The following is a 25248-nucleotide window of genomic DNA, read 5'->3' as shown; positions in this document are numbered from 1 at the left end:
GAGCACCGCGACGGTGAGGTCGCGGCGCAGGGGCGCGCCGACCTCGGCGCGCAGGCGCACCCGCTGGCCCGGCAGCAGGCCGCGCCAGCCCTCCGCCGGGGCGAACAGCACCACCGCGCCGCCCACCTCCACCTCGGCGCCGCCGATCTCCATCGAGCGCAGTGTCGCCCGGATCAGCACCGTGTCCCCGGACGGCGAACGCACCGGACGCGGGTCCTCCACGGGAGCGAGGGTGACGTCGGCGTGACCGCCGCGCGCCGAGACCGCCGCGAGTGGATGTGCTGCCGCCGCGTGCTCCCGGGCCGCGACCGCGACCGCGAAGCCCGCCCCGACCAGCAGCGCGGCGAGCACTCCCGCCGACACGGTCACCCGCACACCGGACCCGCTCCCAGCGGCGCGGCCACCGGCCGGGCCTGGATCCTCGCGCCGAAGACGGTCACCAACTCCCGCCCGGACACCGATCCCCGCCACCAGCACCGCGACGGCGGCCATCCCGACCGCCAGCCACAGCGCCGCCCGCCACCCGAACTGGATCCCGAACAGCGTTGCGGCCCAGCACATCAGCGCCGACGGAAGCAACCGCAGGTCCAGGGCGCGCGCCTCCGGGGTGGTCATCTACACGGCGACGAGGTCGCGGAGCTTCTCCAGCCGCGCCGGGCCGATGCCGTCCACCTCGCCGAGTTGCTCGACATCCGTGAACCTCCCGTTGGCCGTGCGCCAGGCGAGGATTGCGGCGGCGGTCACCGGCCCCACCCCCGGCAGCGCGTCGAGTTGCTCGGCCGTCGCGGTGTTCAGGTCCACCTTCCCTCCGGGGCCACCGCCGCCGGCAACGCCGCCCCCGGACGCCCCCGGCCCGGCCTCCCCCACCCCTGCCTGGCCCGCTGCGCCCGAGCCGACGGCGCCCGCGCTGACCGTGCCGCTGCCTGCGGTGACGGGTCGCCCGTCGGCGGGTGCCACCCCGACCAGGATCTGGTCGCCGTCCGCGACGCGCTGGGCCATGTTCAGCCCGAGCAGGTCGGCGCCCTCGCGGGGCCCGCCCGCCGCGGCCAGGGCGTCCGCGATCCGGGACCCGTCGGGCAGGTGGACCAGGCCCGACGTCTGCACCAGTCCGACCACGCTGACCACCAGGTCTGTGGGCACAGCGGGCACGGAGGTCGGTCCCGGTGCGGTCGGTGGGTCGGGCGGGCCCGTTCCGGCCGTCGGGTCCGCGGCGGCGAGCCCCCCGTCGGTCCGCGCCTGCGGCAGCGGGGCCACCGCCTGGGCCGAGGGGCGGTCCCGCCAGGCGCCCACCAGTCCGACGCCGGCCGCGACGACACCGACCACCACGAGCGCGATCACGCCGCCGCGGCCCGGGGCGAACCTCGCGCGTGGCCGGGGCGGTTCGTCCGCGGCGCCGTCGGACTCCAGCCAGCCGGGCTGCCGCATCCCGTCGTCGTCCGGATTCGACCCGTCGGCCGATGAGCCGGCCCGGACCCCCGGGGCGCCGCCGGTGAGCGCGTCCAGTCGCTGCCTGATCCGGTCCCTCGCCTCGTCGGTGCTGCGCATGCCGATGACGTTAGGTCCGAGCGGGCGAAGGCCCCGCGGCGCGACCTGGAGAAACAACTCGCCTGTGGATCGACCGCGGGGCTGTGGATATCGCCGAGCCGGAGAAGTCAGCCCAGGTCAGACCGAGAGAGCGCAGGCCAGGACAAAGCGACGGCGCCGCATTCACCCAAGCGTGGATGCAGTGCCCGAAGCAAGAACTGCGGGCTCATGCGGCCCAGCCGACGAGGCAACGCCGCGGGCAGATTTCGTGCCTGTGCAGTCAGCCCTGGTCGTCCACGTCGGCCCAGTCTCCCGCGCCCGCACCGCCGGGGAACACCAGCACACCGATCGCGCCGGGCCCGACGTGCGCGCCGAGCACCATGCCGAACTCGCCGACCACCACCTCGGTGATGCCCTCGATCCGGGCCTGCAGCGCCGCCGCGACCTCCTCGGCGCGCTCGGGTGCCTGCAGGTGGTGCACGGCCACCGCGGCCTCGCCCCCGGCCGCCAGGTCCACCGCGCTGTCGACGAGTCGGGCCAGCGCCTTGGTCATGGTGCGGGTCTTCTCCTTGAGCACCAGCTTGCCGTCCACCAGGTGCAGCACCGGCTTGACCGCCAGCGCGGTCCCGAGCAGCGCCGCGGCGGTGCCGATGCGCCCGCCCCGGCGCAGCTGTTCGAGGCGGTCCACCATGATCAGGGCCTTGCCTCGGCTGGCCACGTCGACGGCCCGCTGGTACACGGCCTTGAGTCCGCCGCCGGCCTGCGAGACGCGGGCGGCGGCCAGCGCCGGGTAGCCGGTTCCCATTGCGGTGGACTGGGAGTCGACGATCCGGACCATGCCGTCGAAGGCCTGCGCGGCCTGACGGCCGGCCTCCCAGGTGCCGGACAGCTGCCGGGAGAGGTGCACCGCCAGCACGCCGTCGCCCTCACTGTCCTCGAGCGCGCGGGCGTAGGCCTCGGCGAGTTCGCCAGGCGAGGCACCCGAGGTGGTGACCAGCGCGCCGGACGACAGGTCCGCGGGCATCTCGTCCACGCCCTCGCGCAGGTCGTGGCCGTCCACCAGCAGGTGCATCGGCACCACCCGGATGCCGTGTGCGCGCGCCAGTTCCGGCGCCAGGCACGCCGAGGAGTCGGTGACGACGACGACGGGCACGGCGGGCTACCGGGCGCCGTCGGCCGAGGGCAGGGACTCTGAAGGAAGCGGCTCTGAAGGAGCAGGCACCGCGTCGGCGGGCATCGCCGACCGGATCGCCACGAGCATCGCCGCGGCCACCCGCTCGTGTCCCTCCCAGCCCCAGTGGATGCCGTCCGGGTTGCCCTGGTCGGAGAAGACGTTCTCGCGCACCGCCTCGCCGAGGTCGACGAGCGGCACCTGCTTCTCCGCTCCCCACGCCTGCAGGGCCCGGACCGCACCGGCACGGCCGGCGTGGACGCTCGCGTAGGCGTCGCTGCGGTGCACGGACGGCAGCGCGCCGATCACCGGCAGCTCCGGTCGCATGTACTCGAGCGCGGCGCGGGAACTCTCCAGGTACTCGACGCTCAGCTTCGGGGGGAGCGCGACCGGCCAGCCGAGCGGCGCGAGGCGCGGCTGCAGCCACTGGTAGCCGGAGCGGACCACCCGGCGCAGCGCGGGCGGCCGGACGTACCGGATCTGCTCACGCAGCGCGGTGGGGATCGGCGACGGCAGCGAGTCCATGCCGCCGACGGCGAAGACCACGGCGGCCGCGCGCGGCACCGTCGCCCACACCCGCGGGTCCTGGATCAACGCCCAGTAGGCGTCGCGGCTCGTCCAGCCGATCCGGGCGACGAGCTCCACGTCCCACCCGAGTTCGGCCGCAACAAGGTTCGGCCAGATCCGTGGGTGGTCGGCGGGCAGCCCGCCCTTCGGCCCGAAGTACGACAGCGAGTCGGCGAGCACCAGAAGAACCGGGCGGGCGGCGTCGGACGCCGGCGAGGAATCTAGTTCAGAGGACATCGCTGGCTACGTTAGCCGACGCGTTCCACACGTCCAGCCGCCAGCCGAGTGCATCGGGTTCGCCGTGTCCGCTCAGCTGCACCCAACTGGTGTTGCCCAGGCCCCCGAGCACGGCCCAGCGGTCCACCGGCAGGTCCAGGAGCGCGGCGGTCAGCGCGGCGATCAGTCCGCCGTGCGCCACCAGGACGAGGGGCGCCTCGCCCCACTCCGGACGCTGCGCGACCAGTTCGGCGACCACGGGGGCGGACCGCCGCGCGACGTCGATCCGGCTCTCGCCGCCGGGCGGGGCCCAGCGTGCGTCGGCGCGCCAGGCCGCCCGGGCACCGGGGTCGCGCTCGTCGACCTGGGTGTGGGTCAGCCCCTGCCACTCACCGAGATGCGTCTCGCGGAGCCGCTCGTCGGTGCTCACGGTCAGCCCCGACTGCTCGGCGAGCGCGGTCGCGGTGTCCAGCGCGCGCCGCAGGTCCGAGGAGACGACCTCGGCGGGCCGGCGCTCGGCCAGGGCCCGCGCCGCGGACTTGGCCTGAAACCGGCCCAGCTCGGACAGGTCGGTGTCGAGCTGACCCTGCATCCGGTCGCCGGCGTTGTACTCGGTCTGCCCGTGGCGGAGCAGGATCAGCCGCCGGACCGGGACACCGTGCGAGGGGCGTGCTGTCACTGCGTGGGCTCGTCGCGGTCGTTGAGGTTCGCGTTCTCCTCGTCGTCGACGGCGGGTCGCGGGGTGGCCTCGATGCCCTCGACGGGGACGACCGGGCAGTCCTTCCACAGCCGCTCGAGGCCGTAGAACTCGCGCTCGTCGCTGTGCTGGATGTGCACGACCATGTCGATGTAGTCGAGCAGCGCCCAGCGGCCCTCGCGGGTGCCCTCCTTGCGGACCGGCTTGTGCCCGGCCTCGCGGAGCTTCTCCTCCACGTTGTCGACGATCGAGTTGACCTGACGCTCGTTCGACGCCGAGGCGATGACGAAGCAGTCGGTGATGACGAGCTGCTCCGAGACGTCGAGAACGACCACCTCGGTGGCCAGCTTCTCGTCGGCTGCCAGCGCGGCGATGCGCGACATTTCGGTGGCTTCGGCGGATGCGCTCACTTAAGTGTTCTCCAGGTTCTGCGGTTGGGGGTGGATCTTGTGCGGTGCCGGTTGCGACACCGTGACGGCCCCGTCGAGCCGCTCTGCGTCGAGCGGTCGGTAGAGGTTGCGTTTGGAGATGTACTGGACCACCCCGTCGGGCACCAGGTACCAGACGGGTCGGTTCTCGCTGGCCCGGAGCCGGCACTCGGTCGAGGAGATCGCCAGCGCGGGCACCTCGACGAGCGTCAGCGCGCCCTTCGGCAGATCGGCCAAGTGGTCGGCGAGATGCTCGATGCCGAGCTCGAAACCGGGCCGGGACACGCCGACGAACCTCGCCAGCTGGAACAGCTCCTCCCAATTCTGCCAGGAAAGGATGTTTTCCAGCGCATCCGCACCGGTGATGAAGTACAACTCGGCGTCCGGATGCTGCGCCCGCAGGTCCCGCAGGGTGTCGACGGTGTAGGTCGCCTTCTCCCGGTCCACGTCGACGCGGCTGACGGAAAACCCCGGGTTGGAGGCGGTTGCGATGACCGTCATCAGGTAGCGGTCCTCGGCCGGGCTGACGCTGCGCGCCTCCTTCTGCCAGGGCTGGCCGGTGGGGACGAAGATCACTTCGTCGAGCCCGAATCGGTCCGAGACCTCACTGGCCGCCACGAGGTGTCCGTGGTGGATGGGGTCGAAGGTGCCGCCCATGACGCCGAGCCGCCTCGGCTTTGCCGCACCGGTCCGCCTCGGCTCCGCCGCACCAGGCGACAACGGCTCCGCCGCACGAGGCTGCGGCGTCGTCGCCGAGCCGCTCTTCGTCGCACCCACTTCGTCCTGCACGAGTGACCAGCTTACTGGTCGGTGCGTCGCCGCCTCCCGCTCGCGTGGTCAGACCGGCAGCAGTCGCTCGACCACCGTGGCCAGCTGGCTCGCCGAGCGGCACTCGTGCATCGTCACCGCGTCGGCGTACACCAGCGCGGCCGAGTCGCCGCTGCCCCACTGCCCGGTCGGCTCCGGGTTCAGCCAGTGCGTGTGCTTGGCGACCGCGGCCAGGTGGGTCAGCGCCGTCAGGTTCGGGTCCCGGTAGTTGTTCCGCGCGTCGCCCAGGATCAACAGCGACGACTTGCTGGTGAGGCTGTGCGCGAACCGCTCGGCGAACACCCCGAGCGCGTTGCCGTAGTCCGAGTGCCCGTCGTACGTGATCAGGTCGGCCTCGCGGATCATCCGGGACATCGCCGAGCCGAGGTCGGCGCCGGCGTCGAAGAACCGGGTGACCTCGTCGGTGGTGTCGATGAACGCGAACACCCGCACCCGGGAGAACTGCTCGCGCAGCGCGTGCACCAGCAGCAGCGTGAAGTTGCTGAAGCCGGCGACCGAACCGGACACGTCGCACAGCACCACCAGCTCCGGGCGGGCGGGCCGCGGCTTGCGCTGGACCAGGTCGATCGGGACGCCACCGGTGGACATCGACTTGCGCAGCGTCTTGCGCAGGTCGATGGCGCCGGCGCGGCTGCGCTTGCGGCGGGCGGCCAGCCGGCTGGCGAGCTTGCGGGCGAGCGGGGTGACGGTGCGGCGCAACGCGACGAGCTCGGAGTCGGACGCCCGCAGGAAGTCGACCTCCTCGGCGAGCCGCGGCACCCCGTAGGTGGCCACCCGTTCCTTGCCGAGCTGCTCGGCGGAGCGCCGCCGGGTCTCCTGCTCGACCAGCTTCCGGAAGTCCGCGACCCGCTGCGCGGCGGTGCGACGGGCCACCTCGGTGGCGTAGTCGCCCGCGTCGTGCTCGCCTTGCACGCGGTTGCCGAGCAGCCCGTCGAGGATCCGCTCGACCAGCGTCTCCGGCGCCACGTCCCGCAACGCCTGGTACGCCGAGAACGACGGGCCCTTCGACGACTGGTACTGGCCGAGCTGCTCGACCATCTGCGCGGTCAGCTTCTCGGTGAGTTCCAGCGACTCCGCGGAGCCGTCCGCCAGCAGCCCGGCGATCAGCTCACGCAGCGCGTCGAAATCCACGGTGCCGTCGGGCCGCCGCGGAATCTGCAGGTCCACGGCGCCGCCGTCGCGCACCCCGACCGCGGCCGGGAACCACAGGTCGAACAGCGCGTCGAAGGTGGCGCGGTGCGTCGGCCGGCGCAGCAACGAGCAGGCCAGGCCCTCGCGCAGGGCCTCGCGATCCAGCAGGTCGAGCACCGACATCACCTGACCGGCGTCCACCGTCTCCGACGGGCCGACGGGAATCCCGCGTCGACGCAGCGCCTCGACGAAGTCCACGAGGTGCCCGGGCAGGCCGTACGGGGCGGCGGGTCCGCCCGAGGCGGCGGCGGTGACGGCCATGCGGGGCTCCTACGTCAGTTCAGTCGCAGTTCGGCGGCGGCGCGCTGCTGGTCGGATCGGTGCTTGAGGATCACTCCCATGGTGGCACGGACCGCGTCGTCGTCGAGGGTGTCCATCCCCAGCGCCAGCAGGGTGCGGCCCCAGTCGATGGTCTCGGCGACCGACGGCAGCTTCTTGAGCTGCATGCCGCGCAGCACCCGGACGGTGTTGACGAGCTGCTCGGCCACCGCCTCCGGCAGCTCGGGGACCCGGCTGGCCAGGATGCGGCGCTCGAGCTCCGCGTCCGGGAAGTCCAGGTGCAGGAACAGGCAGCGGCGCTTGAGCGCCTCGGACAGCTCCCGCGTCGCGTTGGAGGTGAGCACGGCGAACGGCTTGCGGGTCGCGACGATGGTGCCGAGTTCCGGCACCGTGACCGCGAAGTCGCTGAGCACCTCGAGCAGCAGGCCCTCGATCTCGACGTCGGCCTTGTCCACCTCGTCGATGAGCAGGACGGTCGGGTCCTCGCGGCGGATCGCGGTGAGCAGCGGCCGCGGCAGCAGGAACTCCTCGGAGAAGACGTCCAGCTTGGTGGCGTCCCAGCTGGCGGCGTCCCCGGCCGCCGCACCGGCCCCGCCGGCCTGGATCCGCAGGATCTGCTTGGCGTGGTTCCACTCGTAGAGGGCCCGCGACTCGTCGACGCCCTCGTAGCACTGCAGCCGCACCAGTTCGGCGCCCGCGGTCTGCGCGACGGCCCGCGACAGCTCGGTCTTGCCCACGCCGGCCGGGCCCTCGATCAGCAGCGGCTTGCCGAGCCGGTCGGCCAGGTACACCGCGGTCGCGGTCGCCTTGTCGGCCAGGTACCCGGTCTCGGCGAGCCGGGTGATCACCTCGTCGACGCTCGCGAAGATCGGCGGCGTCATCGGCAGGGCGCGGTCCACACTGGCTCCTCAGGTTTGGTCGATCAAGGTCGGGTGGTGCTCGGTTCAGACCGGGCGGACGTGCCCGTCGCCCCACACGGTCCACTTGGTGGAGGTGAGTTCGCCGAGACCCATCGGTCCGCGGGCGTGCAGCTTCTGGGTGGAGATGCCGATCTCCGCGCCGAAGCCGAACTGCTCGCCGTCGGTGAACGCGGTCGAGGCGTTGACCATCACCGCGGCGGCGTCCACCCGGGCGGTGAACTCCCGGGCCGCGGCCAGGTCGGCGGTGACGATGGCCTCGGTGTGGCCGGTGCCGTAGCGGTCGATGTGCTCGACCGCCTCGTCCAGCCCGTCGACCACCTTGAGCGCGACGTCGAGCGTCAGGTACTCCTCGGACCAGTCGGCCTCGGTGGCGGGCACCTGGCCGGGCAGGTCGCCGTGGATGACGACGCTGTGCGCCTGCAGCGCCTGGGTCAGGGCCGGCACCGCCACGTCGGCGATGGCCCGGTCCACCAGGATGGTCTCGGCGGTGTTGCACACGCTGGGCCGGCGGGTCTTGGCGTTGATCACGATCTTCTCGGCCATCGCCAGGTCCGCCGCGGCGTGCACGTAGACGTGGCAGTTGCCGACACCGGTCTCGATGGTCGGCACGGTCGCGTCCCGCACCACGGCGTTGATCAGGCCGGCGCCGCCGCGCGGGATCACCACGTCCACCAGGCCGCGGGCCTGGATCAGGTGCGTGACGCTGGATCGGTCCTCGCTGGGCAGCAACTGCACCGCGTCGGCGGGCAGACCCTGTGCGGTCAGCGCGCCGCGGAGCACCTCGACGAGCGCGGCGTTCGAGTGCGCCGCCGACGACGAACCGCGGAGCAGGGCCGCGTTGCCGGACTTGAGGGCGAGGCCGAACGCGTCGACGGTGACGTTGGGCCGAGCCTCGTAGACCATCCCGACCACCCCGAGCGGCACCCGCACCTGACGGATCTCCAGACCGTTCGGCAGCGTCGAGCCGCGGACCAGCTCGCCGACCGGGTCGGCCAGACCGGCGACCTGACGCAGCCCGGACGCGATGCCCTCGACCCGGTCCGCGGTCAGCCGCAGCCGGTCGAGCAGGCTCTCCTCGGTGCCGCCGTCCCGCGCGACGTCGATGTCGCGGGCGTTGGCGGCGAGCACCGCGTCGGTCGCGGCGAGCAGCGCGTCGGCGGCTGCGCCCAGCGCGCGGTCCTTCTCCGCGGTCGTGAGAAGGGCGAGCACGCGGGACGCCACACGGGCGCGACGCGCGGCCTCGTGCACGGCCTCACGGACGTCGCTGGTCACCTGCAGAGGTTCGTTCACCGCGGTCATGAATACAGGGTAACGACCCGACCGGCGCATAATCGACCGGCCCAACGCTCCACGCACCAACGAAGGCAGCCCATGACACAGACAACCGACGAGGCGCTCCGCGCCGACGAGTCCGAGGGCTACAGCCGCGGGTTGAACTCGCGCACCATCCAGATGATCGCCATCGGCGGCGCCATCGGAACGGGCCTGTTCTACGGCTCTGGCGCCGCCATCGAGTCGGCCGGCCCGTCGCTGATCCTGGCCTACCTCGCGGCCGGCCTGGCGGTGTTCGTGATCATGCGCGCGCTGGGCGAACTGCTCACCTACCGCGCGGTCTCGGGCAGCTTCGGCGAGTACGCGGAGGAGTTCCTCGGCCGGTTCTTCGGGTTCGTCACCGGCTGGACGTACTGGGCGGTGTGGGTCGCGACCTGCATGGCCGAGATCACCGTCGCCGGCAAGTACGTGGAGTTCTGGTTTCCGGCGGTCCCCACCTGGCTGACGGCACTGGTGGTGCTGGTGCTGCTGTTCGGCGCCAACCTGATCTCGGTGAAACTGTTCGGCGAGGCCGAGTTCTGGTTCGCGGCGATCAAGATCACCGCGATCATCGGCATGATCCTGATTGGCATCGGCGTGCTCACCCTGGGCTTCGGCCACGCCACCAATCCGACCGTGACGAACCTGTGGGCGGACGGCGGCGTGTTCCCCAACGGGTTCGGCGCCGCGCTGATGAGCCTGCAGATCGTGATGTTCGCCTACGTCGGCGTGGAGCTGATCGGGGTCACCGCGGGCGMGGCCCGCGACCCCAAGCCGACGCTGCGCAAGGCGATCAACTCGCTGCCGCTGCGGATCGGGCTGTTCTACATCGGGTCGCTGCTGGTGATCATGTCGGTGGCCAGCTGGCGCGACTTCCATGCCGGGATCAGCCCGTTCGTGGAGGTGCTGCAGCAGATCGGCATCCCGGCCGCTGCCGGGATCATGAACTTCGTGCTGCTCACCGCGGCGCTGTCGTCGTGCAACTCGGGCATCTACTCCACCGGCCGGATGCTGCGCAGCCTGTCCCTGCGCCAGGAGGCCCCGGCGGCGCTGAGCGGGCTCAGCGGACGGTCGGTGCCGCTGCCCGGCATCGCCCTGTCGGCGGGCGTGATGCTGATCGGCGTGGTGGTCAACGTGATCTCCCCGAACCGGGCCTTCCTCTACATCACGTCGGTCTCCACCGTCGGGATCATCTTCGTTTGGGGCACCATCCTGGTCTGTCACCTGCGGTACCGGAACGAGGTGCGGGCCGGCCGCCTGCCCGCGGTGGACTACCGACTGCCGGGCGCGCCGGTGACGAACTGGCTGGCGCTGGCCTTCCTCGCGGGGGTCCTGGTACTCCTGTTCTTCAGTTCCGCCGGCCGCACCGCACTGCTCGTCGGCGCGGTCTTCGCGGTGATCGTCTGCGGCGGTTACCTCCTGCTCCGGTCCCGCGAGGAGAAGGCGACGACGGCGGTCTGAGCCGTTCCCCAGCCGCCTCCCGGCAAGCCGGTCAGCCCCTGATCAGGTCGAGGAACTCGCGCCGGGCGGCCGGGTTCTCGCGCAGCGTGCCGCGCACCGCCGAGGTGACGGTCCGGGTCCCGGCGGCCTGCACGCCGCGCACCGACATGCACATGTGCTCGGCCTCGATCACCACGCCGATGCCGCGGGGCTGCAGGTGCTCGCCGAGCCAGTCCGCCACCTGCATCGTCAGCCGCTCCTGCACCTGCAGGTCCCGCGCGAACAGCTCCACCACCCGCGCCAGCTTGGACAGGCCGAGGATGCGTCCGCCCGGCAGGTAACCGACGTGGGCGACCCCGCGGAACGGCAGCAGGTGGTGCTCGCACAGCGAGATCATCGGGATGTCCCGGGCCAGCACCAGTTCGTCGTACCCCGCGTCGTTGGGGAACGTTGTCAGGTCGAAGTCGCGCGGGGTGAGCATCTCCTCGTACGACGCCGCCACCCGGCGCGGGGTGTCCGAGAGGTGGACGCCGTCGGGGTCACGCCCCAGCGCGCGGAGCAGGTCCGCGACCGCGCGCTCGGCGGCGGGCAGGTCCACGGCGGGACGTAGCCGTCCCGCCCGGACCTGCGTCGGCGGCGCGACCTCGAGGTCGAGCGCGGCACTCACCGGGTTGCCCCGTGCCCGCCGGCGTACTTGACCGCAAGGCGACCGAGTGCGGCGGCCGCGACCAGCAGGCCGAAGTCGCGCAGTGCCACGTCGTAGTAGCCGGGCATGGGTCAGCAGGTTGACGATGATCCCGGCGAGCCAGGCCACCACCAGCCAGGCACCGACCCTGGGCGCGATCGCCACGACGAGTCCGGCGGCCACCTCGACCGCCGCCACCCGTGTCGTCGTGCTCGGCAGCATCAACATGGACCTGGTCGCCGTCACCACCCGGCTCCCCCAGCCCGGCGAGACGGTGCTGGGCCAGTCCCTGCACACCGGACCCGGCGGGAAGGGTGGCAACCAGGCAGTCGCCGCGGCCCGCGCGGGCGCGGCGGTGAGCTTCCTCGGCGCGGTCGGCGACGACACCTTCGCCCTGCAACTGCGTCAGCACCTCGTCGACGCGGAGGTCGACGCCCGGCTGCTGCGGGAGACCCGCGGGCCCAGCGGCGTCGCCCTGATCACCGTCGACGCCCACGGGGAGAACAGCATCGTCGTGGTGAGCGGCGCGAACGCCACGATGACCGAACTCGACGCCGGCGAGCTCGACGCGGTCTCGGCGGCCGACCTACTGCTGTGCCAACTGGAACTGCCCATTCCAACGGTCGTCGCCGCCTGCCGCCACGCCCACGAGCACGCCGTCACCGTGATCCTCAACCCGTCCCCCGCGCAGCCGCTCCCGGCGGAACTGCTCGACTGCGTGGACGTGCTGGTGGTCAACGAGACGGAGGCCGATCAGCTCGGCGACGCCGTCCTCGGCCGGGTGCCGCACCTGGTCACCACCTTCGGCGGCCGGGGCGCGTCGCACCACGGACCCGGCGGCGCGCACGTGCACGCCGATCCGCCGGCCGTGGAGGTGCTCGACACCACCGGCGCCGGCGACGCCTTCACTGGAGAACTGGCGGCCTCGTGGCGGCTGGGGCCCGCAGTCGCCGTTCGCCGTGCGGTCGCGGCCGGTGCGCTGGCCACCACCCGGCACGGCGCGGACGCCGCACCGACGAGAGCCGAGGTCGACGCAGCACTCGAAGCGACCTGACTCCGCTGCCTCACGCACATGCCAGCCGGACTCGACAACCCGGAGCCGGCGTGGGATCAGTTTGCGGCGTGCTCCACGCTGCAATCCACGCCGGGGAACATCAGTGCCTCGTGGCCGTCGTCGAAACGCACTTGATACGGCGGCGCGCCGTCGGCACCGTGGACCTCGGTCACCTCGCCGACCTGCTCGGGTCTGCCGGTGGTCGCGCTGTGCACATGAAGTTTGTCCCCAACTGCTGCCTTCATGGTCCCAGTATGCGACCACCCGGCGTGGCTGCGCCAGGGCAGAACCACTTCTCGTCGGTTCCCGCCGGGGGCACGGGACACCCCGGAATGCGGCCGTTGGGAGCGCCGCGGAGTTAGCATCCCCACTATGCGGCCCACCGGCAGCAGGTGGTCGCACCGGGACGACGGGAGCACCTGACCGATGTACCAGACGATCGCAGGAAAAACGCTCGCAGACCTTGTTTTTCGCGCCGCCGAGGCCTACGGTGACCGGCCCGCCGCGAGGTTCCAGAGCACGCCCGACCAGTGGGACGAGATCAGCTACCGCGAGCTCGCCGAGCGGGTCACGGAGTTCGGCGCCGGACTGATCGACCTGGGTCTCGAGGTGGGCGACCGGGTGGCGGTGCTGGGCACTACCCGCCCGGACTGGTCGGTCGCGCACCTCGCCATCGTCGCCGCCGGCGCCGTGCACGTGTCGGTCTACCCGACCAACTCCGCGGACGAGTGCGCGTGGGTGGTCGGCAACTCGGAGGCCCGCGCGATCATCTGCGAGGACGCCGCGCAGGTGGCGAAGATCGCCGCCGTCCGCGACCGGTTGCCGGCGCTGGAACGGGTGGTGATCCTCGACGGCGAGGCGGACGGCACCATCCCCGCATCAGAAATACGTCGCCGGGGAAGGGAACTCGGCGCCGAGGAGCTGCGACGGCGGGCCGCGGCCGTGGCCCCGTCCGATCCGTACGTGTTCATGTACACCTCCGGGACCACCGGGCCGCCGAAGGGCTGCGTCCTCTCGCACGGCAACTACCGCGCGATCATGGAGGCGAACACCGCACTCGACGCGCGGGACAACCCGGACCCCGAGACCGACATGGTCGCGTACCTGTTCCTGCCGCTGGCGCACGCGTTCGCGCTGCTGTTCCAGTTGCTCACCTTCGACCGCGGTGGCGTCATCGCGTACTGGGGTGGCGACCCCACCAGGATCGTGCCGGAGGTGATGGCGACCCGTCCGACCCACCTGCCCTCGGTGCCCCGGGTGTTCGAGAAGATCTACACCCTGGCCGTGGGGTCCAAACCGGCTGACGAGCGCGAGCGGATGCTGGCCGCCGCGGCGGTCGGGGTCCGGGTGCGCGACCTACAGGCGCGCGGCGAGCCCGTCCCGGCGGAACTGCAGCAGCCATTCGACGCCGCCGAGGCCGCCCTGTTCCAGGGCGTGCGTGCGTTGTTCGGCGGCAACCTGAAGCTCGCCACCACCGGCGCGGCTCCCATCGCCAAGGAGATTCTGGAGTTCTTCTACGGCTGCGGGGTTCCGGTGATGGAGGGGTTCGGCATGACCGAGACCTCGACCGGCGCGACCGTCAACACCGTGCTCAACCACCGCTTCGGCACCGTGGGCCGGCCGGTGCCGGGCCTCGAGGCGCGCGTCGACGAGGACGGCGAACTGCTTCTGCGCGGCGGCAACATCTTTCAGGGCTACTACAAGATGGAGGACGCCTCGTTCGGCGCCGTGGAGGACGGCTGGCTGCGCACCGGCGACCTCGCGAGCATCGACGAGGACGGGTACGTCTCGATCATCGGGCGCAAGAAGGACATCATCGTCACCTCCGGCGGGAAGAACCTCACCCCGGCGAACCTGGAGAACGACCTCAAGCGCTCGCCCTGGATCAGCCAGGCCGTGATGCACGGCGACCGCCGGCCCTACCCCGTCGTGCTGGTGACACTGGATCCCGAGACGGTGCTGCCGTGGGCGCAGGCGCAGGGTCTGCCGGACTCGATCGCCGAACTGTCCCGGCACCCGGAGGTGATCGGGATGGTCCAGCAGGCCGTCGACGCGGCCAACGCCAAGCTCGCGACGCCGGAGCAGGCGAAGAAGTTCTTCATCGCCGACCGCGACCTCTCGCAGGAGACCGGGGAGCTGACGCCGACGCTGAAGATCAAGCGGAAGGTGGTGGGCGAGAACTTCCGAGCCCACTTCGACGCCTTGTACTACGACTGAGACCCGCCGGGCGGGTCACGTTCGGCACGGCAACGACCCGCGCACACCCGGAGCGGCGCGTCGAGAGGGCAGCCATGCCCGCGACGCACCGGACCGGCCGTGCGCATTCACCGGCGTCGTCGTCAGCTCCCAGCCCGGCCGGCGGCATGAGCACCCGACACCCGCCCGAATGCCAGCGCGTCGGCGATGTGGAAGCCGCCGTCCTTGGTCCAGCTGTAGGTGGCACTGGCCTCGCCGGCCGCGTACAGGCCCTCGATCACGTCGCCGCGGGTGTCCAGTACCCGAGAGTGCCCGTCGCGCCGCGGGCCGCCGTCACTCCAACCGAGCAGCGGGACCACGCGTAGCGAGTAGAACGGCCCCTCCGACACCGGCGCGAGCGTCTCCGGGGCGCGGCCGAAGTGGTCGTCCCGGCCCACCTCGCACGCGGCGTTGTAGTCGTCGACACTGCGCTCGAGGGTTTCCGGGTCGACGCCGATTGCCGCCGCCAACTCACGCAGCGTGTCCGCGCGTTGGATCTGCCCGTTCGCCACCTCGGCCGAGTTGTCCACGGACCAGGCAAAGTTCTCCATCAACAGCTTCCAGCCGACCGGCAGGACAGCGCTGGTCGGGCTCAACGGTCCTGCTACGCGCAGCTTTTCGTCGAAGACAATGTGGAACGGGCGGAGCGGGAACAGCTCCTCGGCCCCGTTCCGCTGCACGTGTCCGTGACGGTTGCCCTTGGTCTCGTCCGTGAATCGGCGCCCGTCCGGAGCGATGAACACGTAGTCGTGCCCGCCCCACAACGCGAGGAACAGTCCGGTCGTGTCACCGACGTCGATGCCGGTGATCGTCATCATGTTGCCCATGTGCCACATGTCCGCGCCCACCCGCTGGGCCATCCGGTGCCCGTCACCCGTGTTGTGCGGCGAGCCCCACAACACGTACTCGTCGAGTGGCAGGTAGTCCTGGACCATCCCGGGGTTCGCGGCGAATCCGCCCGTTGCCAGGACAACGCCGCCGCGCGCCCCCAGCGTCGACTCCCCGGCCGGACCTTCGACCCGGACCCCGCGGACGGCTCCGTCGACGACCGTCAATTCCTGTGCTTGGGTTTCGAATCGGATCTCGATTCCCCGCTCGGCGAGGGCCCCGACGAGGAATTCGTAGAGGAGGAACTGACCCATCTCACCGTTGATCGTGTTCATGCCGGCGTAGCAGTCGGCGCCGTCGACCTCGGAGAACTCCGCTTCGGTGTGGTAGGCGCCGGTCGGCCTGACGGTGGCCCCGAGGCCGGCCAACCAGTCCGAGTTCTTCGCAGTCTCCGATGCCCACATCTGTACGACGTCTTCCGCGACGGTGCGGGATCCGTTGAGCGCCCGCAAGAACACCGCCGCTCGCTCCGGGTTGCTGTTGATGAACCAGCCGCTTCCCGACACTCGGGTGTTGCCACCGGCGCACTCAGGCGGGCACTTCTCGACCACCACGACGCTCGCGCCGCGTTCGTGTGCACTGAGAGCGGCCGCCGCTCCGGCCGCACCGACGCCGATGACGACAACGTCGAACTGCTCGTCAAATTCATTGTGTTCCATGGAAACTCCCGGTGCATTCACGTGAGACGAGCCGTAGTTCGCTCAACCCTGGGGTCGGCCGGCGCCCGTGCACATGGGTCGTCCCACCAAGCGGGACAACAGGTCCGGCCCGGCGCGCGCCTCGCCGGTTCCCTCACGTTGCTCAGTCGAGCCACTCCACCGCCGCCGCCACCAGCGCCGCGACCGTCCGACTCGACCCCGGCGCGTCGTTGACGGTCAACGGGAAGCTGGTGAGTTCGGTGATCTCGGGCGGTCGCGGCGCCCGGGACGCCGCCGACTCCGCGTTCGCGATCCAGCTGATGCCCTCGACGAGTCGCTCCGCGACGTGGGTGTCGAACGAGCGGGTGTTGATCTTCCGCACAGCTTCGTCAGGGATCACGTTCTCCTTGGTCCCCGCCCGGAACGACCCGACCGTCACCACCGCGGGTGGGGGCCGGCGAGATCTCCCGCGACACCAGGGTGCGCCACCAGGGTGCCCGCCAGTGCCCGCTCCCCCGCGTCAGCAGGTCCGCGGCGACCAGCAGGCAGGTCACGTGCATGTCGTGCCCGCAGGCATGCATCACCGGAACCTCCTCGTCTGGCAGCCCGATGCCGCGAGCCGCTCGGCGACGATGGCCGCGGTCGCATGCTCCTGATGGACAGCTCGGGATGTGCGTGCAGGTGCCGGCACAGCGACTCGAGGTCGGCAGCGGGATCGAGATCGCCCATGTCGATTCCTCTCGGCGGAGACGGCTGGCTGCTGTCAGGCCTGCCACAGCGGATCCTCACAACGGGTTCGATGTCGGCGCGGACGGGCATGATGGCAGGCATGAGCGCGAACACCACCACCGCCGACCCCACCACCGGCGCGGACCTGCGCGCCGAGGCCGAGGGCCTGCTGCGTGAACTCGCCGGACCCGAGGCCCGACTGCGGGAGGACCAGTGGACGGCGATCGAGGCGCTGGTCGTCCAGCGCCGACGCGCACTGGTGGTCCAGCGGACCGGCTGGGGCAAGTCCGCCGTCTACTTCATCGCCGCCAAGCTGCTGAGGGCCCGCGGGCACGGACCCACCGTGATCGTCTCGCCGCTGCTCGCACTGATGCGCAACCAGGTGTCCTCGGCGGAGCGGGCCGGGGTCCGCGCGGCGACCATCAACTCCGGCAACGTCACGGAGTGGGACGAGATCCACCGCCAGATCGCCGACGGCGACGTCGATGTGCTGCTGGTCAGCCCCGAGCGACTGAACAACCCCGACTTCCGCGACCAGGTACTGCCCTCGCTCGCCGCCGACGCCGGCCTCGTGGTCGTCGACGAGGCGCACTGCGTCTCCGACTGGGGCCACGACTTCCGTCCCGACTACCGCCGGATCCGGACGCTGATCGGCGAGCTCGGCGAGGGCATCCCGGTGCTGGCCACGACCGCGACGGCGAACGACCGGGTAGTCGCCGACGTCTCCGCCCAGCTCGGGGTCGGGGGCGCCGAGACGCTGGTGCTGCGCGGCGGTCTCGAACGCGAGTCGCTGCGGATGTCCGTCGTCCAGATCGACGAGGCCACCAAGCGCGCGGCGTGGCTCGGCCAGCAACTGAACCGGCTGCCCGGCTCCGGCATCATCTACACCCTCACGGTGTCCGCCGCACGAGACCTGGCCGGCCTGCTCTCCGACCAGGGGCACGCCGTCGCCGCGTACACCGGGCAAACCGATCCCGCCGAGCGCGAGTCGCTCGAGGCCGACCTGCTCGGCAACCGGGTCAAGGCGCTCGTCGCGACCTCCGCGCTCGGCATGGGTTTCGACAAGCCGGACCTGGGGTTCGTGGTGCACCTCGGCGCACCGTCCTCGCCGATCTCCTACTACCAGCAGGTCGGTCGCGCCGGCCGCTCCACGGACAGCGCGGAGGTGGTGCTGCTCCCCGGCCACGAGGACCGGCAGATCTGGAGCTACTTCGCCAGCGTCGCGTTCCCGCGCGAACACGTGGTGCGCCGGGTGATCGAGGTGCTCGACACCGAGCGGCCGCAGTCCACGCAGGCACTCGAGCCGCAGGTGGAGCTCAACCGGTCCCGGCTCGAGATGGTGCTCAAGGTCCTCGACGTGGACGGCGCGGTCCGCCGGGTCCGCGGCGGCTGGGTCGGCACCGGTCAGCCGTGGGAGTACGACGCGCCGCGCTACGAACGGCTCGAACAGGCCCGTGCGTCCGAGCAGCAGGCCATGGTCGACTACCAGCGCACCACCATGTGCCGGATGGAGTTCCTGCGCCGCCAACTCGACGACCCGGGCCTCACCGCGGAACCGCAGCCGTGCGGGCGGTGCGACAACTGTGCCGGTCCCACCCTCACCGCCGACGTCGACGAGCAGGCGCTCTCGCAGGCCCGCGCCCGACTGGACCGCCCGGGCGTCGACCTGCTGCCGCGCAAGCAGTGGCCGACCGGTCTCGCCAAGCTCGGGGTACCGCTGTCCGGCAAGATCACCGACGGTCCGCAGCCGGGTCGGGTGCTCGGCCGCCTCACCGACCTCGGCTGGGGCCAGCGGCTGCGGGCGCTGTTCGACGGACCCGACGGACCGGTCCCGGACGCGGTCGTCGACGCGTGCGTCAAGGTCCTCGCCGCCTGGGACTGGGACCAGCGGCCCACGTCGGTGCTGGCCATGGAGTCCGCAACCCGTCCGCAGCTGGTGGGCTCGCTCGCCCGCCGACTGGCCGAGGTGGGACGGCTCACCGACCTGGGCTCGCTCGCCCGGACGCCGGGCCATCCCCCGGTGTCCGCCGCCAATTCCGCCTACCGGGTGGCGGGCCTCGCCGGGGCGTGGTTGGCACCGGAGCTCGGCCATCTCGACGGCCCGGTGCTGCTGCTCGACGACCTCACCGACACCGGCTGGACATTGACGATGGCGGCGCGAGAACTGCGTGCCGTGGGCGCTCCGGCGGTTCTGCCGTTTGCCCTGGCGAGCGTCAACTGAGCACGCCGATGTGACCAGGCTCACACTGCTGCGCTCACCAGTGCCGACGCCGGGTTCTCGGGTGGACCCGGCGGCAGGAAGCTGAAATCCGTTGGGCCCATTGTTACGTTCGTTTGACCAATGACGCCCGTTACAGAAAGTGCGACCCCAATTTCAGTTCCCCCCACGGGGACCCGACAACGACACGGCGCAAAGCGCCCCGACGAGCACGGCGCAGTGCGCCCAGACCTACCCGGCGCGGTGCGCCAAGAAGAGCCCGGCGCGGTGCGCCCGGAACACCCCGGCGCGACGAGCCCGAACGACACGCCGACCCTGCGTCGGCCCGCAGTCTCCGACGCGGCCCGACTGTGGGAGATCGCCCGCGACACCGAGGTCCTCGACCTGAACTCGAGCTACTCCTACCTGCTGTGGTGCAGGGACTTTGCGGAAACCTCCGTGGTGGCCGAGCACGACGGCCGGGTCGGGGGCTTCGTCACCGGATTCGTCCGGCCGACGGACCCGACGACCGTCTTCGTGTGGCAGGTTGCCGTCGACGACGCCCTGCGCGGCCGCGGCGTCGCCTCCGCGATGCTGAACTTCCTTCTCGATCACCTTGCACATCAAGGTGTCTCAACGCTGGAGACGACGATCAGTCCCGACAACACCGGATCGCAGGCGCTCTTCGCCTCGGTCGCGCGCAGTCGGTACACCAGCATCTCAACCCGTAAATTGTTCGACTCCAACGACTTTCCCGACCAGCACGAACCCGAAGAGCTTTACGTCATCGGCGACGACAGCAACAGAGGAGAGCAGTGAACACCCTCGAAGAGACCAACATCTTCGCCAGCCTGGAGTCCGAGGTCCGCAGCTACAGCAGGTCGTGGCCGGCGGTCTTCAGTTCCGCCTCCGGATCCTGGATCCGTTCCGAGGACGGCCGCGACTACCTCGACTTCTTCGCAGGCGCAGGCGCGCTGAACTACGGACACAACAACCCGGTGATGAAGGAGGCGCTGCTCGACTACCTGATCGGCGACGGAATCACCCACGGCCTCGACATGAACACCGTCGCCAAGCGCCGGTTCCTCGAGACCTTCCAGCGCAACATCCTCGAACCGCGGGGCCTGGACTACAAGGTGCAGTTCCCCGGACCCACCGGCACCAACGCCGTCGAGGCTGCCCTCAAGCTGGCCCGTAAGGTCACCGGCCGCGAGTCGATCATCAACTTCACCAATGCCTTTCACGGAATGACCCTCGGGTCGCTCTCGGTCACCGGCAACTCGATGAAGCGGGCCGGGGCCGGCGTCCCGCTGGTCCACGCCACCCCGATGCCGTTCGACAACTACTTCAACGGCGTCACCGAGGACTTCCACTGGTTCGAGCGGGTCCTCGACGACTCCGGCAGCGGACTCAACCGACCCGCCGCCGTGATCGTCGAGACGGTCCAGGGCGAGGGTGGCGTCAACGTGGCCCGGCCCGAGTGGCTGCGGGCGCTCGCCGACCTGTGCTCGAGCCGCGGGATCCTGCTGATCGTCGACGACGTGCAGATGGGCTGCGGCCGCACCGGCCCGTTCTTCTCGTTCGAGGTCGCCGGCATCACCCCCGACATCGTGACGCTGTCGAAGTCGATCGGCGGCTACGGCCTGCCGATGGCGCTGACCCTGATGCGGCCCGAACTCGACGTCTGGGCCCCTGGCGAGCACAACGGCACCTTCCGAGGCAACAACCCTGCCTTCGTCACGGCGACCGCAGCGCTCGACCACTACTGGTCCGACGACGCGCTCAGCCGCTCGACCGCCGCCAAGGGCAAGCGCATCCACGAGATCTTCGCGAACCTGTCGGACCGCTTCGCCGGGGTGTCCACCCGCGGGCGTGGCATGGTGCAGGGCCTGGTCTTCGACGACCCGGGGCACGCGGTCAAGGTCTGCGGGCTCGCCTACGACGAGGGCCTGCTCGCCGAGACCTCCGGGCCGTCCGACGAGGTGGTCAAGCTGCTGCCGCCGCTGACCGTCACCGACGCCGAACTCGACCACGGACTGAGCATTCTCGCCGAGGCCACCGCCAAGGTCTGCGCCTGAACCGCGAAGGAGCAACCCCATGATCGTGCGCACCACCGAAGAGATCACCGGCACCGACCGGGACGTCACCAGCGCCGACGGCAACTGGCGCAGCAAGCGCATCGTCCTCGGCGGGGACGGCGTGGGATTCTCGTTCCACGAGACCACCATCCGCGCCGGCTCGGTCAACGAGTTCCACTACGCCAACCACGTCGAGGCGGTCTGGCTGATCGAGGGCGACGGCATCCTCACCGACCTCGACAACGGCGAGGTCCACGAGCTGCGTCCCGGCTCGATGTACCTGCTCGACGGCCACGAGCGGCACCGGGTCGAGCCGGTCACCCAGATGCGGATGCTGTGCGTCTTCAACCCCCCGGTTACCGGACGCGAGGTGCACGACGAGAACGGGGTGTACCCGCTGGTCGAGGTGCCGAGCCGGGTCTGACGCCTCGGGCCCGGGAACTCGGCGACGAGCTTGGCCCCGGGAACTCGGCGGCGAACTTGGCCCCGGGAACTCGGCGGAGAGCTTGGCCCCGGCGACCGCACGGGCATGCCCACCCGGGACACGGCTAACCTGGTGGGCATGTCCGTTTCGGCCCTGGAACCCGAGACCGGGTTCGCCCGGCTCGCCGCACTGGTGGACGGCCGGCGGGTGGTTGCGTTGACCGGCGCCGGCATGTCCACCGACTCGGGAATTCCCGACTACCGCGGCCCGGACTCGCCGCCGCGGAACCCGATGACGTACCAGCAGTTCATGGGCGACGCCTCGTTCCGGCGGCACTACTGGGCGCGCAACCACCTGGGCTGGCGGTTCATGGACGCCACCGTGCCCAACTCCGGCCACCGCGCACTCGCCGCCCTCGAACGGTCCGGGACGGTCACCGGGGTGCTCACCCAGAACGTGGACCTGCTGCACACCAAGGCCGGCAGCCGCGCGGTCGTCGACCTGCACGGCAGCTACGCGCAGGTGCGCTGCATGACCTGCGAGCACCGGGTCTCCCGCATCTCGCTGGCCGAGCGGCTCACCGCGGCCAACCCCGGCTTCGCCGAATCCGTCTCCGCGGCAACGGGAGTCGAGATCGCCCCGGACGCCGACGCGGTGATCGAGGAGACCGCGCACTTCCGGGTGGTGGACTGCGACCGCTGCGGCGGCATCCTCAAACCAGACATCGTGTACTTCGGCGAGAGCGTGCCGAAGCCACGGGTGGCGGCGGCCTACGCGATGGTCGACGCCGCCGACCTGGTGCTGGTACTCGGCTCGTCGCTGACCGTGATGTCCGGGCTGCGGTTCGTCCGGCACGCGGCCAAGCACGGCACACCGGTCGCGATCGTGAACCGGGGCGCCACCCGCGGCGACGAGTTCGCCACGGTCAAACTGGATGCCGGGTGCTCGCAGACCCTCGCCGCCCTGGGCGCACATCCGTAGACTCCGGGCATGTCGAAGTTCAGCGACAAGGTGAAATCACTCTTCAGCAGGCGCAAACCTGTCACCCCCGAGGATGCCGCCGACATCTCCGAATGGGTGAACGAGGGCGGCGCACTGCACCCCGAAGGACCACCCAAGGTCGTCGGCGACCCGCAGGACAAGCCGCCGAAGGCTCCTGACCGCTAGAGCGGCACCAGGTCGTCCGCATGCACGACCGGACGCTGCAGCTCCGACGGCAACTCCAGGGTGGACCGGCCGAGCATCTCGCCGAGCTCGTCGAAGTCGTACGCCACCACCCCGCGCGCCACCGGGACGGCGTCCGGACCGACCAGCGACACCACGTCGCCGCCGTGGAACCGCCCGACCACACCGGTGATGCCGGCGGGCAACAGCGAGCGCCGGCGATCCACCACGGCCCGGACCGCACCCGCGTCCAGCTCCAGCGCGCCCTGGGTGTCGGCCGCGTGCCGCACCCAGAACTTGCGTGCCGACATCCGATTCGGGCGTGCCGCGAAGGCCGTGCCGACGCCCGCGGTGGTCAGCGCCGCCGCGGCATCGGTGGCGGCGGCGAGCAGCACCGGCACCCCCGAGTCCGCCGCGAGCCGGGCCGCGGACAGCTTCGAGGCCATGCCGCCGGTGCCGAGCGCTCCCCCGGAGCCCGCGACCACGCCGTCGAGGTCCTCGGGGCTGGTCACCTCCGGGATCAGGGTGGCGCCGCCGCGACGGGGGTCACCGTCGTAGAGCCCGTCGACGTCCGAGAGCAGCACCAGCGCGTCGGCCTGCACCAGGTGCGCGACCATCGCGGCCAGCCGGTCGTTGTCGCCGAACCGCAGCTCGGTGGTCGCCACCGTGTCGTTCTCGTTCACGATCGCCACCGCGTGCAGCACCCGCAGCCGGTCCAGGGTCCGCTGCGCGTTGCGGTGCTGGGTGCGTCGGGCCAGGTCGTCGGCGGTGAGCAGCACCTGCCCGACCGTGCGCCCGTACCGCCCGAAGGAGGTCCCCCAGGCATGCGCCAGGGCCAACTGGCCGACGCTGGCCGCGGCCTGCTTGGTGGCCAGGTCCCGCGGCCGCTTGGACAGTCCCAGCGGGGCGATGCCCGCGCCCACCGCACCCGAGGAGACCACCACGACGTCGGAGCCGGCGCGCATCCGCGCCTCGATCGCGTCCGCGAGGGTGTCGAGTGCCGCGTGGTCGAGCCCCTCCTCGAGGCTGGTCAGCGCCGAGGACCCGATCTTCACGACGATGCTGCGCGCCGTGGCGATCGCCGACCTGGTGTCCGAGGCGGCCGCGGTCGCCGTCACTGCTCTTCGGGGTCCAGGCCCTCGAGCCCACGCCGGATCCGGTGCGCATGCTTGCGCTCGGACGCGCCGATGCGCTCCACCTGGTCGAGCCGTGCGTCGGTGCCGCGGCCGGTGCGGGTCAGGTCGACGCCCGCCGGGGTCTGCGGCTCCCAGTCGAAGCTCACGTCCCCGATGGTCACCGAGCAACCCGGCTGCGCACCGTGCTTGACCAGCGCGGCCTCCACGCCGAGCCGGGCGAGCCGGTCCGCGAGGTAGCCGACGGCCTCGTCGTTGTCGAACGCGGTCTGACGAACCCAGCGTTCCGGCCGGATTCCGCGCACGATGAATCCACCGGGCGACTCGGGGTCCGCGATCACGGTGAAGTCGGCCTGGTTGGCCGCCACCGGACGGAGGATCTGACGCTTCGGCTCCGGCTTCGGATGCGCCTCGCGGTAGTCTGCAACCATCTTGGCAAGCGCAAAGGTCAACGGGCGCAAGCCGTCCCGGCTGACGGCCGAGATGGTGAAGACCGGCCAACCACGCTTCTCGAAGTCGGGGGTGACCATCTCGGCCAGTTCCGCCGCCTCGGGCACGTCGGCCTTGTTGAGGATCACGATTCGCGGCCGGTTGGCGAGGTCACCGAGGCTGACGTCCTCCGACAGGGCCGGCTTGTACGCCGCCAGCTCCGCCTCGAGGGCGTCGACGTCGGAGACCGGGTCGCGGCCGGGCTCGAGGGTCGCGCAGTCCACCACATGGGCGAGCACCGCGGTGCGCTCGATGTGCCGCAGGAAGTCCAGGCCCAGGCCTCGGCCCTCGCTGGCGCCGGGGATCAGGCCGGGGACGTCGGCGATGGTGAAGGTGGTGTCGCCGCTGGACACCACGCCCAGGTTCGGACGCAGCGTGGTGAACGGGTAGTCGGCGATCTTCGGCTTGGCGGCCGAGAGCACGGACACCAGCGACGACTTGCCCGCGGACGGGAAGCCGACCAGGCCGACGTCGGCGACCGACTTGAGCTCCAGGACGAGGTCGCGTTCGACACCGTCCTCGCCGAGCAGCGCGAAACCGGGCGCCTTGCGGGCCCGCGAGGAGAGCGCGGCGTTGCCGAGCCCACCACGGCCGCCGGGCGCAGCGGCGAACCGGGTGCCGGCACCGATGAGGTCGGCGATGACATTGCCCTCGCTGTCCAGCACGACGGTGCCGTCGGGCACCCGCAGGATCAGGTCCTCGCCGTTGGCACCCTCACGGTTGCTGCCGGCGCCCTGCTTGCCGTTGCCGGCCTTGGCGTGGGGGTGGAAGTGGAAGTCCAGCAGCGTGTGCACGTTGGGGTCGACCTCGAGCACGACGTCACCGCCACGGCCTCCGTTGCCACCGTCGGGTCCGCCTAGCGGCTTGAACTTCTCGCGGTGAACGGAGGCGCAGCCATTGCCGCCATTTCCGGCGCTGACGTGCAGCACCACGCGGTCAATGAATCGGGACATGACTGCCGG

At 71.4% G+C, this 25248-nt stretch carries 25 protein-coding genes and 1 pseudogene; 9 read left to right on the top strand and 17 right to left on the bottom strand.

The annotated features are described in order from the left end of the window. From AC1DWC_RS12755 to AC1DWC_RS12710, 10 genes and pseudogenes are all read right to left on the bottom strand, one after another. Positions 1–615: pseudogene (locus AC1DWC_RS12755) on the bottom strand (hypothetical protein); the annotation flags it as partial. Further along, the gene (locus tag AC1DWC_RS12750) at positions 616–1545 is read right to left on the bottom strand and encodes a ComEA family DNA-binding protein (RefSeq protein ID WP_477908511.1); all 930 of its coding nucleotides are present in this window, start codon (positions 1543–1545) and stop codon (positions 616–618) included. 259 nt (positions 1546–1804) lie between these two features. After that, positions 1805–2677: a DegV family protein gene (locus AC1DWC_RS12745; protein ID WP_477908509.1), complete on the bottom strand. Its 873-nt coding sequence runs from the start codon at positions 2675–2677 to the stop codon at positions 1805–1807. Between the two features lie 6 nt (positions 2678–2683). Continuing rightward, positions 2684–3499: a diglucosylglycerate octanoyltransferase gene (gene octT / locus AC1DWC_RS12740; protein WP_477908507.1), complete on the bottom strand. Its 816-nt coding sequence runs from the start codon at positions 3497–3499 to the stop codon at positions 2684–2686. Further along, positions 3489–4157 (bottom strand): histidine phosphatase family protein, encoded by a 669-nt coding sequence (locus AC1DWC_RS12735; RefSeq protein ID WP_477908505.1) that lies wholly within the window; start codon positions 4155–4157, stop codon positions 3489–3491. The genes octT and AC1DWC_RS12735 overlap by 11 nt, the downstream gene beginning before the upstream one ends. Then, positions 4154–4585, bottom strand: coding sequence for a ribosome silencing factor (gene rsfS / locus AC1DWC_RS12730; RefSeq protein WP_072844972.1), 432 nt, complete (start codon positions 4583–4585; stop codon positions 4154–4156). The genes AC1DWC_RS12735 and rsfS overlap by 4 nt, the downstream gene beginning before the upstream one ends. Further along, a complete protein-coding gene (gene nadD, locus AC1DWC_RS12725) occupies positions 4586–5260 on the bottom strand; it encodes a nicotinate-nucleotide adenylyltransferase (RefSeq protein WP_245709525.1) in 675 nt (224 codons plus the stop codon). Positions 5261–5440: 180 nt separating this feature from the next. Next, entirely contained in the window at positions 5441–6883 is a 1443-nt protein-coding gene (locus tag AC1DWC_RS12720) for a vWA domain-containing protein (RefSeq protein WP_477908503.1), read from the bottom strand. 14 nt (positions 6884–6897) lie between these two features. Then, positions 6898–7782, bottom strand: coding sequence for an AAA family ATPase (locus AC1DWC_RS12715; RefSeq protein ID WP_425439075.1), 885 nt, complete (start codon positions 7780–7782; stop codon positions 6898–6900). 63 nt (positions 7783–7845) lie between these two features. Continuing rightward, positions 7846–9120: a glutamate-5-semialdehyde dehydrogenase gene (locus tag AC1DWC_RS12710; protein WP_477908501.1), complete on the bottom strand. Its 1275-nt coding sequence runs from the start codon at positions 9118–9120 to the stop codon at positions 7846–7848. 72 nt (positions 9121–9192) lie between these two features. Between AC1DWC_RS12710 and AC1DWC_RS12705 the strand changes: the two genes are divergently transcribed. Next, positions 9193–10593 (top strand): amino acid permease, encoded by a 1401-nt coding sequence (locus AC1DWC_RS12705; RefSeq protein WP_477908499.1) that lies wholly within the window; start codon positions 9193–9195, stop codon positions 10591–10593. Positions 10594–10624: 31 nt separating this feature from the next. On the opposite strand, the gene folE is transcribed toward AC1DWC_RS12705, so the two are convergent. Continuing rightward, positions 10625–11170 (bottom strand): GTP cyclohydrolase I FolE, encoded by a 546-nt coding sequence (folE, locus tag AC1DWC_RS12700; RefSeq protein WP_477908523.1) that lies wholly within the window; start codon positions 11168–11170, stop codon positions 10625–10627. 193 nt (positions 11171–11363) lie between these two features. Between folE and AC1DWC_RS12695 the strand changes: the two genes are divergently transcribed. After that, positions 11364–12311, top strand: a complete 948-nt coding sequence (locus AC1DWC_RS12695; protein WP_477908497.1) for a ribokinase — start codon at positions 11364–11366, stop codon at positions 12309–12311. Between the two features lie 56 nt (positions 12312–12367). On the opposite strand, the gene AC1DWC_RS12690 is transcribed toward AC1DWC_RS12695, so the two are convergent. Beyond that, positions 12368–12556: a DUF1918 domain-containing protein gene (locus AC1DWC_RS12690; RefSeq protein WP_072845023.1), complete on the bottom strand. Its 189-nt coding sequence runs from the start codon at positions 12554–12556 to the stop codon at positions 12368–12370. 181 nt (positions 12557–12737) lie between these two features. Here AC1DWC_RS12690 and AC1DWC_RS12685 point away from each other — a divergent pair, with 181 nt between their 5' ends. Beyond that, entirely contained in the window at positions 12738–14528 is a 1791-nt protein-coding gene (locus tag AC1DWC_RS12685) for an AMP-dependent synthetase/ligase (RefSeq protein ID WP_477908495.1), read from the top strand. Positions 14529–14650: 122 nt separating this feature from the next. On the opposite strand, the gene AC1DWC_RS12680 is transcribed toward AC1DWC_RS12685, so the two are convergent. From AC1DWC_RS12680 to AC1DWC_RS12670, 3 genes are all read right to left on the bottom strand, one after another. After that, the gene (locus AC1DWC_RS12680; RefSeq protein ID WP_477908493.1) at positions 14651–16093 is read right to left on the bottom strand and encodes an FAD-dependent oxidoreductase; all 1443 of its coding nucleotides are present in this window, start codon (positions 16091–16093) and stop codon (positions 14651–14653) included. Between the two features lie 142 nt (positions 16094–16235). Next, complete coding sequence (locus AC1DWC_RS12675) at positions 16236–16472, bottom strand: hypothetical protein (RefSeq protein ID WP_477908491.1); 237 nt, start codon at positions 16470–16472, stop codon at positions 16236–16238. Further along, a complete protein-coding gene (locus tag AC1DWC_RS12670) occupies positions 16462–16656 on the bottom strand; it encodes a hypothetical protein (RefSeq protein ID WP_477908489.1) in 195 nt (64 codons plus the stop codon). Before AC1DWC_RS12670 ends, AC1DWC_RS12675 begins: the two co-directional genes overlap by 11 nt. A 245-nt stretch (positions 16657–16901) precedes the next feature. Between AC1DWC_RS12670 and AC1DWC_RS12665 the strand changes: the two genes are divergently transcribed. From AC1DWC_RS12665 to AC1DWC_RS12640, 6 genes are all read left to right on the top strand, one after another. Beyond that, a complete protein-coding gene (locus AC1DWC_RS12665; protein WP_477908487.1) occupies positions 16902–19022 on the top strand; it encodes a RecQ family ATP-dependent DNA helicase in 2121 nt (706 codons plus the stop codon). A gap of 312 nt (positions 19023–19334) precedes the next feature. Beyond that, positions 19335–19817, top strand: coding sequence for a diaminobutyrate acetyltransferase (gene ectA / locus AC1DWC_RS12660; protein WP_477908521.1), 483 nt, complete (start codon positions 19335–19337; stop codon positions 19815–19817). Further along, positions 19814–21076, top strand: a complete 1263-nt coding sequence (ectB, locus tag AC1DWC_RS12655; protein WP_477908485.1) for a diaminobutyrate--2-oxoglutarate transaminase — start codon at positions 19814–19816, stop codon at positions 21074–21076. The genes ectA and ectB overlap by 4 nt, the downstream gene beginning before the upstream one ends. A 19-nt stretch (positions 21077–21095) precedes the next feature. Then, positions 21096–21500 carry an ectoine synthase gene (locus AC1DWC_RS12650; protein ID WP_477838139.1) on the top strand — a complete coding sequence of 135 codons (405 nt, stop codon included), beginning with the start codon at positions 21096–21098 and terminating at the stop codon, positions 21498–21500. A 138-nt stretch (positions 21501–21638) separates the two neighbouring features. Further along, positions 21639–22481, top strand: a complete 843-nt coding sequence (locus AC1DWC_RS12645; RefSeq protein ID WP_477908483.1) for an NAD-dependent protein deacetylase — start codon at positions 21639–21641, stop codon at positions 22479–22481. 9 nt (positions 22482–22490) lie between these two features. Then, complete coding sequence (locus AC1DWC_RS12640; RefSeq protein ID WP_477908481.1) at positions 22491–22667, top strand: hypothetical protein; 177 nt, start codon at positions 22491–22493, stop codon at positions 22665–22667. On the opposite strand, the gene proB is transcribed toward AC1DWC_RS12640, so the two are convergent. Both proB and obgE read right to left on the bottom strand, forming a co-directional pair. Next, positions 22664–23782, bottom strand: a complete 1119-nt coding sequence (proB, locus tag AC1DWC_RS12635; protein ID WP_072844957.1) for a glutamate 5-kinase — start codon at positions 23780–23782, stop codon at positions 22664–22666. The two genes, AC1DWC_RS12640 and proB, sit on opposite strands and share 4 nt — an antisense overlap. Beyond that, entirely contained in the window at positions 23779–25239 is a 1461-nt protein-coding gene (obgE, locus tag AC1DWC_RS12630; RefSeq protein WP_477838142.1) for a GTPase ObgE, read from the bottom strand. The genes proB and obgE overlap by 4 nt, the downstream gene beginning before the upstream one ends. Positions 25240–25248 lie beyond the last annotated feature (9 nt).

The organism is Rhodococcus sp. P4_C10, assembly GCF_056402135.1.
Note: the sequence above shows the minus strand (reverse complement) of the source record. Positions and strands in the feature narration are given on the sequence as shown.